Source organism: Streptomyces huiliensis (assembly GCF_020037025.1).
Classification (GTDB): Bacteria; Actinomycetota; Actinomycetes; order Streptomycetales; family Streptomycetaceae; genus Streptomyces; species Streptomyces huiliensis.
Window position 1 is genome coordinate 1 of sequence record NZ_JAIQLH010000326.1, and the last position, 1,463, is coordinate 1,463.

Consider the following 1,463-nt stretch of genomic DNA (forward strand, 5'->3'; position numbering starts at 1 on the left):
TGTCCCGGTCGAGCAGCTCGTAGTCGGGGTGGAGCAACTGCCGGGTGCGGTTGAACAGGGACACCTTGCCGGCGAACATGCCGCGGCGGCCGGGGACGAGCTCCTTTTCGCGCGCGTAGGCGCCGCGTCCGAAGAAGACCAGGGTCAGGGCGCCGCTGCCGTCGGTGACGACGACCTCCAGCCGGACGCCGCGGCCCTGGTTGAAGGTCTTCACGGCGGCCTTGTCGACCCGTGCGACGACCGTGACGTGCTCGTCGAGCGGCAGGTCGGCGAGGCGGGTCAGCTCGCCGCGCTCGGCGTAGCGGCGCGGGTAGTGGTGCAGGAGGTCGCCGGCGGTGTGCAGGCCGAGGTGCTCGGCCATCACCTTCGCGGTGGTGCCGCCGAGGATCTTCTTCAGGGGCTGATCGAGCTGCACGGTGTTCTCCGGGTTCTCCGGACGTCGGGTACGGGTACGGGCACGGTCCCATTGCACACCACGGCACTGACAACGCCGGGCGGCACAGCTATTCGACGCCGATGAGCAGGGGCGCCGACTGCCGGCCGCCCTGGTAGACGACGGTGTCCACGGCGAGGTGGCCGCCGCGTACGTGCCGCTCCAGTCCCTCGGCGAAGCCGGCCGGGACGTCGTCGGCGACGACGAGGGTGACGAGTTCGCCGCCGGCCGCGAGCATCCGGTCCAGCACGGTGGCGGCGGTCGCGGCGAGGTCGGCGCCGATGACGGCGACGTCCCCGTCGATCAGCCCCAGCACGTCGCCGGCCTGGCAGACGCCCGCCATGGTCCAGGACCGGCTTTCGGCGACGGTCAGTTCCGCGTAGCGGGTGGCGCCGGCGGCGGAGGTCATGGCGACGACGTCCTCGTCGAAGCGGCGGCCGGGTTCGTGGACGGCGAGGGCGGCGACGCCCTGGACCGGGGAGCGGGTGGGGATGAGGGCGACGCGGACGCCCTCGGTGCGGGCCTGCTCGGCCGCCGCGGCGGCGGTGTGCCGCAGGTCGGGGTCGTTCGGCAGGAGGACGACCTCGTGGGCGTGCGCGCGCCGGACCGCCTCGACGAGCTCGCCGCTGGCGGGCGGTTCGCCGGGCCGGACGGGCACGACGGTCGCGCCGGCCTCCGCGCACAGGGCGGCCAGCCCCGCGCCGGGGACGACGGCCACGACGGCCCGCTGGACGCGCTCGGGGGCTCGGGGGCGCTCCTCGGCGGCGGCGCCGAAGTGGGTGACGCGGATCCGGTACGGGCGTCCGGCGTCGACGCCTGCCTCGACGGCGGCGCCCGCGTCGTCCACGTGGACGTGCACGTTCCAGAGGCCGTCGCCCCCGACGACGACGAGCGACTCCCCCAGCGCGTCGAGCCGGGCGCGGAGCCGGGCGACGGCGGCGTCGTCCGCCTCAAGCAGGTAGATCACCTCGTAGGCGGGGCCGCCCGCGCCGGGAGCGGCCTCGGCCGGGCAGGGGCCGGCGGGCCGGGC

2 protein-coding genes are annotated in these 1,463 nt (G+C 75.7%); both read right to left on the reverse strand.

Annotated features, from left to right (window positions below; genetic code table 11):
* Nucleotides 1-361: OB-fold nucleic acid binding domain-containing protein (locus JNW98_RS32440; protein WP_372459379.1), on the reverse strand; the 361-nt coding region annotated here is incomplete at its 3' end.
* A 142-nt stretch (nt 362-503) separates the two neighbouring features.
* A partial coding sequence (locus JNW98_RS32445) for a fatty acid kinase subunit FakA-related protein (protein ID WP_504755624.1) occupies nt 504-1,463 on the reverse strand: 960 nt, incomplete at its 5' end.